The organism is Leucobacter sp. M11 (assembly GCF_035726885.1).
In the GTDB taxonomy this organism is placed as follows: domain Bacteria; phylum Actinomycetota; class Actinomycetes; order Actinomycetales; family Microbacteriaceae; genus JAPFRB01.
In genome coordinates this window covers 305,171-313,564 of sequence record NZ_JAPFRB010000004.1, presented here as the reverse complement: position 1 = coordinate 313,564, position 8,394 = coordinate 305,171, and the positions used below count along the sequence as shown (strand labels likewise).

The 8,394-nt window shown below is 69.7% G+C and carries 8 protein-coding genes; 1 reads left to right on the top strand and 7 read right to left on the bottom strand.

Features of this window, described 5'->3' with window-relative positions; translation table 11 throughout:
• From OOT08_RS13515 to OOT08_RS13490, 6 genes are all read right to left on the bottom strand, one after another.
• Positions 1-786 (bottom strand): translation initiation factor IF-2 N-terminal domain-containing protein (locus tag OOT08_RS13515; protein WP_325093287.1); only part of this gene is annotated, 786 nt, incomplete at its 3' end.
• Between the two features lie 74 nt (positions 787-860).
• Positions 861-1,118, bottom strand: a complete 258-nt coding sequence (locus tag OOT08_RS13510) for a YlxR family protein (RefSeq protein WP_325093285.1) — start codon at positions 1,116-1,118, stop codon at positions 861-863.
• A gap of 75 nt (positions 1,119-1,193) precedes the next feature.
• On the bottom strand, positions 1,194-2,189 hold the full coding sequence (gene nusA, locus OOT08_RS13505; protein WP_325093284.1) for a transcription termination factor NusA: 996 nt from the start codon (positions 2,187-2,189) through the stop codon (positions 1,194-1,196).
• Positions 2,190-2,383: 194 nt separating this feature from the next.
• Entirely contained in the window at positions 2,384-4,174 is a 1,791-nt protein-coding gene (locus tag OOT08_RS13500) for a proline--tRNA ligase (RefSeq protein WP_325093283.1), read from the bottom strand.
• A 150-nt stretch (positions 4,175-4,324) separates the two neighbouring features.
• Positions 4,325-5,485, bottom strand: coding sequence for a flavodoxin-dependent (E)-4-hydroxy-3-methylbut-2-enyl-diphosphate synthase (ispG, locus tag OOT08_RS13495; protein ID WP_325093282.1), 1,161 nt, complete (start codon positions 5,483-5,485; stop codon positions 4,325-4,327).
• Between the two features lie 111 nt (positions 5,486-5,596).
• Positions 5,597-6,019 carry a hypothetical protein gene (locus tag OOT08_RS13490; RefSeq protein ID WP_325093281.1) on the bottom strand — a complete coding sequence of 141 codons (423 nt, stop codon included), beginning with the start codon at positions 6,017-6,019 and terminating at the stop codon, positions 5,597-5,599.
• A gap of 203 nt (positions 6,020-6,222) precedes the next feature.
• Here OOT08_RS13490 and OOT08_RS13485 point away from each other — a divergent pair, with 203 nt between their 5' ends.
• Positions 6,223-6,471 carry a WhiB family transcriptional regulator gene (locus tag OOT08_RS13485; RefSeq protein WP_325093280.1) on the top strand — a complete coding sequence of 83 codons (249 nt, stop codon included), beginning with the start codon at positions 6,223-6,225 and terminating at the stop codon, positions 6,469-6,471.
• Between the two features lie 65 nt (positions 6,472-6,536).
• Here OOT08_RS13485 and OOT08_RS13480 read toward each other — a convergent pair whose 3' ends face one another.
• Positions 6,537-8,027 (bottom strand): sensor histidine kinase, encoded by a 1,491-nt coding sequence (locus tag OOT08_RS13480; protein ID WP_325093279.1) that lies wholly within the window; start codon positions 8,025-8,027, stop codon positions 6,537-6,539.
• Positions 8,028-8,394 lie beyond the last annotated feature (367 nt).

The following is an 8,394-nucleotide window of genomic DNA, read 5'->3' as shown; positions in this document are numbered from 1 at the left end:
ACCGGGACGGGGGAAGCCACCCGCGCCGGGACGCGGGGCACCTGCGCCGCCGGCACCGCCGGGACGCTGGAAGCCACCGGCCGCCGGAGCACCGGGGCGGGGCGCACCCGGGCGCGGAGCGCCGGGACGCGGAGCACCCGGGCGGGGAGCGCCGGGACGCGCAGCGGCTCCGGGAGCCGGGCGCGGGGGACGCGGGATGTTCCCGGGGTTCGGGCCGCGGCCCATGCCCTGGGTCTGCCCGAAGGGGTTGTTGCCGGGGCGCGGCGGGCGCGGAACGCCCATGCCCTGGCTGGAGGCGAAGGGGTTGTTCCCGGGACGCGGGACATCCGCCTTCGGCGCGCGGGGGCCCGGGGTCGGGCCGTCCTTCTTCGCGGGGGCCGCGGGAGCCGCAGGCGCGGCGGGGGTCGCCGCTGCCGGGGCGGCGGGTGCGGCGGGGGCCTCAGCCGCGGGGGCGGCCGGGGCAGCGGGTGCGGCGGGAGCCGGAGCGGCGGGAGCCGCCTCGGGCTCGGGCTTGGCCGCGGGCTTCGGGCCGGGGCGCGGGCCGGGCTTCTGAGCGCCGGGCTTTGCCGCGGGCTTCGGGGAAGCGGACGCTCCCTCGGCCGCGGGCGCGGCGGCGCTGGTCACGCCATCCGCCTCAAGCGCAGCGCGAAGCTTGCGCGCGACGGGCGGGGCGATGCTGGACGAGGACGCCTTGACGAACTCGCCCATTTCCTTCAGTTTTGCAAGTGCGACCTTGCTGTCGACGCCAAGCTCGGCGGCGATCTCGTGTACGCGGGGGTTAGCCACTTTTCTCCTGTCTGGGTTCACGCCAGACAGGCGAGAACCAAAATTATCGGACGGGTCTCATTTCGAGCCGCTCATTAGTTGTCCATGGGTGATTTCAGCCTGTTCTCTAAAAGGGCCGTGTCGAGCTGAGTCGACACTCGCAGCGCACGCGGAAAAGCCCGACGCGTTACTGCGATTTCCAAACACGACTGCGTGGGGTGAAACCAAGCACCCCGTCCCGGCAGAACCGCGCGCTGATCAGGAATGAGCTGACCGTCACGATGAACTACCCGAAGGAGCGCCGCGCGTGAATCGCGCTTTCGGCATCCCACACAGGTTCGGACCGAATCCATCTTATCAGTTTCCTTCCGAGCGCATCTCCGAAGGGGCGAACACACAGGCTCGCCCCTCCGGAGCACCGGTCGTTTCTAGGCGTCCATCACCGAATCGGGCTGGATGTCGATCTTCGCGCCGGTGAGCTTCGCGGCGAGGCGGGCGTTCTGGCCCTCCTTGCCGATCGCGAGCGAGAGCTGGAAGTCGGGCACCAGGGCGCGCACCTGCTTCAGCTCCGCGTCGATCACGAAGGCGCTCGTCACCTTGGCGGGTGACAGCGCGTTCGAGACGAAGGTGGGCAGATCGGGCGAGTAATCGACGATGTCGATCTTCTCCTCGCCGAGCTCGCTCATCACGGCGCGCACGCGGCGGCCGAGCTCGCCGATGCAGGTGCCCTTCGCGTTGATGCTCGGGTCGTTCGCGCGCACGGCCACCTTCGAGCGGTGACCGGCCTCGCGGGCGATCGACACGATCTCGACGATGCCGGAGGCGATCTCGGGCACCTCGAGCGCGAAGAGCTTGCGCACGAGCCCGGGGTGGGTCCGCGACGCCACCACCTGCGGGCCCTTCAGGCCCTTCGACACGGAGGTGATGAACACCCGAATGCGGGTGCCGTGCGCGTAGTTCTCGCCGGGCACCTGCTCCTCGGGCGGAATGATCGCCTCGATGGAGCCGAGGTCGACGTGCACCATGCGCGGGTTCGGGCCCTGCTGGACGACGCCGGAGAGGATGTCGCCCTCCTTGCCCTTGAACTCGCCCAGGACATGGTCGTCCTGGATATCGCGCATGCGCTGGTTGATGACCTGCTTGGCCGCGTGTGCGGCGATTCGACCGAACTCGTCGGTGGACTCCTCGGCCTCGCCGATGACGTTGCCGTCTTCGTCCAGCTCGGGAACCAGGACGGCGATGTGGCCGGTCTTGCGGTTCAGGGTGACGCGAGCCTCGGGCTCGGGTGCGTCGTCTGCGCTGCGCTCGCTAGCGTGCTTCAGGTAGGCCGTGTGGATGGCCTGCTCGATAATTTCGGCGAGTTCCTCGAACGGGATCTCCTTCTCGCGCTCCAACATGCGCAGAATGCTGAGATCAATATCCAACGGGGGCCTCCTCGATATTCAGATGTTATGCGGAAAGGACGCTTCCGCAAAGGATCAGTTTAGCCGAAAACGTTTCGTTCCACGATCCCCGCGCGTCGCCCTCCCCCGCAAGCCGGGTTTTCGGCAGAAATGCCGCCAGGCGCGACGAATCGGGTGAGATTCGTCGCGCCTGGCGGCGGAACCGGAATGCAGACCTAGCCGAGGTGCGTCACCAGGTCGGCGATGGCCACCTTGTCCTTGGTGCCCGCCGCGCGGTCCCAGACCTCGGCGAAGCCCTCCGCCGCGTCCCGGCCGATCACGACCACCTTGGGCACCCCAATGAGCTCGGCGTCGCCGAACTTGACGCCCGGGGAAACCTTGGGGCGATCGTCAAAGATCACGTCGAAGCGCGCGTCGGTCAGCGTCGCGGCGACCGTCTCGGCGATCTCCAGCACGGCGGGGTCCTTGCCCGTGGCGACGAGGTGCACGTCGTAGGGGGCGACGGCTGCGGGCCACACGAGGCCGCGGTCATCGTGGTGCAGCTCGGCCAGCACCGCGAGGATGCGGGTCACGCCGATGCCATAGGACCCCATCGTGACCGTGACGAGCTTGCCGTTCTCGTCGAGGACCTTGAGGCCGAGGGCCTCGGCGTACTTCCGGCCGAGCTGGAAGACGTGGCCGATCTCCATACCGCGGGCGGTCTCGATCGGGCCGGAGCCGTCGGGGGCGGGGTCGCCGACGCGGACGTTCGCGACCTCGACGGTGCCGTCGAAGCCGAGCGCGCCGTCCTCGCCCGCGATCGCGAAGTCGCGGCCCGCGACGAGGCTGAGCACGTGCTGCTCGTGCGCGTTCGCGCCGGTGACCCAGGCGGTGCCGGAGACCACGCGCGGGTCGAGCAGGTAGCGCACGCCCGTGCTGCCGTGCGAGCCCAGGACGGGGGCGTCGGCGGTGCCGGGCCCCATGTAGCCGGGGACGAGGCCGGGGTGCTTCTTGAGGTCGTCTGCGGTGGCGGGCTCGACCTGGCAGCCGGGGAAGGCCACCTCGGCGCGCTTCGGGTCGACCTCGCGGTCGCCGGGGATGCCGACGACGACGATCTCGCGGGTCCCGGCGAGGTCGGTCACGGCGAGCACGACGTTCTTCAGGGTGTCCGCGGCGGTCCACTCGCGGGAGTCCGCGCGGGGCTGCTGCGCGTTCAGGTGCGCGACGAGCGTCTCGATCGTGTTCGTCGCGGGTGAGTCGAAGACGAGCGCCTCCGGCTGACCGGCGATGGGCAGACTCTCGGGCACGGGCGTCTCGTAGGCCTCGACGTTGGCCGCGTAGCCGCCGGCGGAGCGCACAAAGGTGTCCTCGCCGATTGCGGTGGGCAGCAGGAACTCCTCGGAGCGGGAGCCGCCCATCGCCCCGGCGTCGGCGGAGACGATGACGTACTCCAGGCCGAGGCGGGAGAAAATACGCTCGTAGGCGTCGCGCTGGGCCTGGTAGCTCGCGTCGAGCCCGGCGTCGGTGTGGTCGAAGGAGTAGGCGTCCTTCATCGTGAACTCGCGGCCGCGCAGGAGGCCAGCGCGCGGGCGGACCTCGTCGCGGTACTTGTCCTGGATCTGGAAGATCGTGAGCGGCAGGTCCTTGTAGGACGAGGTGAGGTCCTTCACGATCAGCGTGAAGACCTCCTCGTGGGTGGGGGCGAGGAGCATGTCCGCGCCGTGGCGGTCCTGCAACCGGAAGAGGTCGTCGCCGTACTCGTCCCAGCGCCCGGAGATCTCGTAGGGCTCGCGGGGCAGGAGCGCCGGGAAGTGCACCTCGTGCGCGCCCGCGGCGGTCATCTCCTCGCGGATAATCTGCTCGAGCTTGCTCTTGACGCGCAGGCCGAGCGGCAGCCAGGCGAACACGCCCGGAGCCTGGCGGCGGATGTATCCGGCACGCACCAGCAGTTTGTGGCTCGCGACCTCCGCCTCGGCGGGGTCCTCACGCAGGGTCTTCAGGAAAAAGTTACTCAGACGGGTCAGCACCCGTCCATGTTACCGCCGTTTGGGATCCCAGCGTCCGCCTGCGCCGGGAGGCCCGGCCGCAGGCGGCCGTTTTCGGCCGCCGTCCCGCGCACGCGCGGGGTCGCGGGTCGCTGGGCGGGGGGGGCCTGGGCGCGGGTTACTTCGCGCGGGTTACTTCGCGCCGACGGAGACCGTCGGGGCGCCGAGGCCCTGCTCGTCCTGGGGCATCGCCGCGGCGATCCGGTTCGCCTCCTCGATCAGCGTGGGCACGATGAGCGCCTCCGGCACGGTCTTGATGACCTCGCCCTTCACGAAGATCTGGCCCTTGCCGTTCCCGCTCGCGACGCCGAGGTCGGCCTCGCGGGCCTCGCCGGGGCCGTTCACGACGCAGCCCATGACGGCCACGCGCAGCGGCACGGTCATGCCCTCCAGCCCCTTGGTGACCTCGTCGGCGAGCGTGTACACGTCCACCTGCGCGCGGCCACAGCTCGGGCAAGACACGATCTCAAGTTTGCGCTGCTTCAGATTCAGCGATTGCAGGATCTGCTCGCCGACCTTGATCTCCTCGACGGGCGGTGCGGACAGCGACACCCGAATCGTGTCGCCGATGCCCTCCGAGAGCAGGATCCCGAAGGCGGTCGCCGACTTGATCGTGCCCTGGAACGCGGGCCCGGCCTCGGTCACCCCGAGGTGCAGGGGCCAGTCGCCGCGCTCGGCGAGCATCCGATACGCCTTCACCATCACGATCGGGTCGTTGTGCTTGACCGAGATCTTGAAGTCGTGGAAGTCGTGCTCCTCGAAAAGGGACGCCTCCCAGACGGCGCTCTCCACGAGCGCCTCCGGGGTGGCCTTGCCGTACTTCTGCAGCAGGCGCGGGTCAAGCGAGCCCGCGTTGACCCCGATCCGGAGCGAGACCCCGGCGGCCTTGGCGCGCTTGGCGATCTCGCCGACCTGGTCGTCGAACTTGCGAATGTTGCCCGGGTTCACCCGCACCGCGGCGCAGCCGGCGTCGATCGCGGCGTAGACGTAGTTGGGCTGGAAGTGGATGTCCGCGATCACGGGGATCTGGCTCTTCATCGCGATGATCGGGAGCGCCTCGGCGTCGTCGCGGCTCGGCACGGCGACGCGCACGATGTCGCATCCGGAGGCCGTGAGCTCGGCGATCTGCTGCAGGGTCGCGTTGATATCGGTCGTCGGAGTCGTCGTCATCGATTGGATCGAGACGGGCGAGTCGCTGCCGACCCCCACCGAACCGACCTTGATCTGACGGGTCTTTCGACGGGGTGCGAGAATCTCAGGAACCTTGGGAAGACCCAAATTAATAGCTGCCACGACGCATATTCTACTCAAGTGAACTGACCGAGCGCCGAGTGTCGGCGCGTCCGGGCCGCCGGGGCCCTCGGGAGGCGGGCTCGCTCGGGCGCAGACCGCGTGAGCCGTTCCCTATTCGACGGGGCTGTCGCCCTCGGGAAGGTGCTCGGCGGGCCGGACGCGGATCGCGGCGAAGAAGCCGACGAGACCGACCGCGAGGAACCCCCAGCCGACGGCCGGGGACCCGAAGACGCCCTGGAACGCGCCGAGCGCGAGCACCAGCATCAGAATCTGGAGCGTGAGCGCGGAGCCGCGGGCCCAGGCACGGCGACGGAAGACGCCCACGCTCGTGACGAGCACCCAGGCGGAGGCAACCAGGCCGACGATCAGGATCGAGAGCACGGGGCCGAGCGGTTCGTCGACCGCGCCGAAGGCGCCGACGACCGTCACGACGGCCAGCGCGAGCGCGCCGAGGGCCTCCGCGGCGAGCACGACGGAGAGCAAACGCCACCCCGCTGTTGAACGGTTCGAAGCATCGGGTGAACGTTCAGACACGGGACTCCCTCGCAGAGATAGACAAATGACTATTGATTTGCCGTAACTTCCATGAAACCATATAACCTGTCGAGTTTCGCGCACACAGTCGTGGGCAACACTCTGCCTCAAGTTTACCTCAGGCGCGAGTTCCGACATCTCCCTCCCCCGGGGGTTTTGTTCGCGCGCCAAAACCAGCACACACCCCCGAATGGAGCACAAACATGGACTGGCGCGAACAGGCTGCGTGTCTTACCGTTGACCCCGAGCTGTTTTTCCCTGTGGGAAACACCGGCCCGGCCGTCGATCAGATTGAGCGGGCCAAGTCGGTCTGCGCACGCTGCACCGTCACCGAGGTCTGCCTGCAGTACGCGATGGACACCGGTCAGGACTCCGGCGTCTGGGGCGGCCTCAGCGAGGACGAGCGCCGCGCCCTCAAGCGCCGCGCCGCTCGCGCACGTCGCGCCTCCTAAAGACCTGAGCTCCAGCAGATGCGCCCCGCGGTTCGCCGCGGGGCGCATTTCTGTGCCCGCGGCGCCTAGGGCTGGGCGGCGATCCAGCGGAGTGGGATCGCGATGCTGACGGTGGTGCCGCCGCCCTCGCGAGCACCCCAGGAGATCGATCCGCCGAGCTCGCCCTGAATCAGGGTGCGCACGATCTGGGTGCCGAGGCCGTCGCCAACCGCGCCGCCCGGCAGACCCGCGCCGGTGTCGGTGACGAGCACCCGCAGCTCGCTCTCCGTGCGGCCGGCGTCGATGATGACCTCGCCCTCGCGGCCCGCGAGGCCGTGCTCGACGGCGTTGGTCACGACCTCGGTGAGCGCGAGCGCGAGCGGCGTTGCGTACTCGCTGGGCAGCTGGCCGAACTCGCCGTGCTTCTTCGGGTGCACCGTCGTGTTGTGGATGCTCGCGACCTCGGTCACCAGGAGCAACACCCGATCAAAGACATCGTCGAAATCGACAATCTGGGAAAGCCCCGTGGAGAGCGTGTCGTGGACGACCGCGATGGCCGCCACGCGGCGCATGGCCTGGCTCAGCGCCTCCTTCGCGTCCTCGGTCCGGGCCCGACGGGCCTGCATGCGCAGCAGCGAGGCCACCGTCTGGAGGTTGTTCTTCACCCGGTGGTGGATCTCGCGGATCGTCGCGTCCTTGGTCAGCAGCTCCTGCTCCTGCTGACGCAGCTCCGTGATATCCCGGGTCAGGATGAGCGCTCCCGTGCGCTCGCCATCGTGAGAGGTGATGATCGATCGCAGCGTCACCGTGCGGCCCCGCGCCTCAATGTCCGCCCGGCGCGACGACTTGCCCTCGGTGATGAGCGGCAGCGACTCGTCGGTGTCCTGCTGGCTGCCAACGACCTCGGTGACGACGTCGCTCAGGCGCTCGCCCTCCATCTCGTCTCGGTACCCGATGAGCGTGAAGGTGGTCTGCGTGTTGGGGCTCGCGAAGGTGATCTCGCCCGTGGTGTCGAGGCGGATCAGCCCGTCCGAGGCGCGGGGCGCGCCACGCTGGTGGCCGCGGGTCGCCCCGGGCACCGGGAAGGCGCCCTGGCCGATCATGTCGAAGAGGTCTCCGGCGCTCTCCGTGGAGGCCGCCTCAATGCGCGACGCCGAGCGGTTGTCCGTGGGGTTCGCGTGGTGTGTGACCACGGCGATCGGGCCGAGGCGCTGCTGGGTCTCGGGGTCGTGCCGGAACACGGGGTACGCGACGAGCTTCATCGGCACCTCTTCGTACCAGGCGGGCGAGGTGGACTCCACGGCCTTTTCGGTCTCGATCGCGGCGTCGACGAGGGGCCGCCAGTCTTCCCGAAGGAAGTCGCCGATCACGTCCCGGTAGAACAGTGTCGCCGCGCTCGACGGGCGGGAGTGCGCGACCGCGATGTAGCCCTCGTCCGTGGTCGGGGCCCACAGGACCACGTCGCCGAAGGACAGGTCCGCGAGGAGCGGCCAGTCGGCAACAAGCAGCTCGAGCCACTCGACATCAGCGTCGGAGAGCTTGCCGTAATTTTTCACCAGGTTTCGCAGCGTGGACACGATCCCAGCTTAGTGCCCCCTCGGTGCCGGATTCGTGCATGACGCTCCCCGAGCAGGAGCACGCTCAGCCGTCGGGGCCGGACCCACGGCGGCACCGTCTCCGCCAACGGAAGCGCCTCAGCCGCGGCCCGCCCGCGCGGGCCCCAGACGATGCCCACCGTCCGGATCCCGGCCCGGTCACCGGCCGCGAGGGCCGCGACGTCCCGGCCTGTACCGCCTGGGGCCGGGCGCAGCCAGCGGAGGGCCGCGACCGGCCGCTCCCCCGGGAGCGCGGGAACGCACCTCCCGGCCCGCACGAGCCACCGTGCCCAGCGCAACCGCCCCTCGCTCGCCCCCGACACCGCGATGCGCGGCAGGCAGCGCGCTC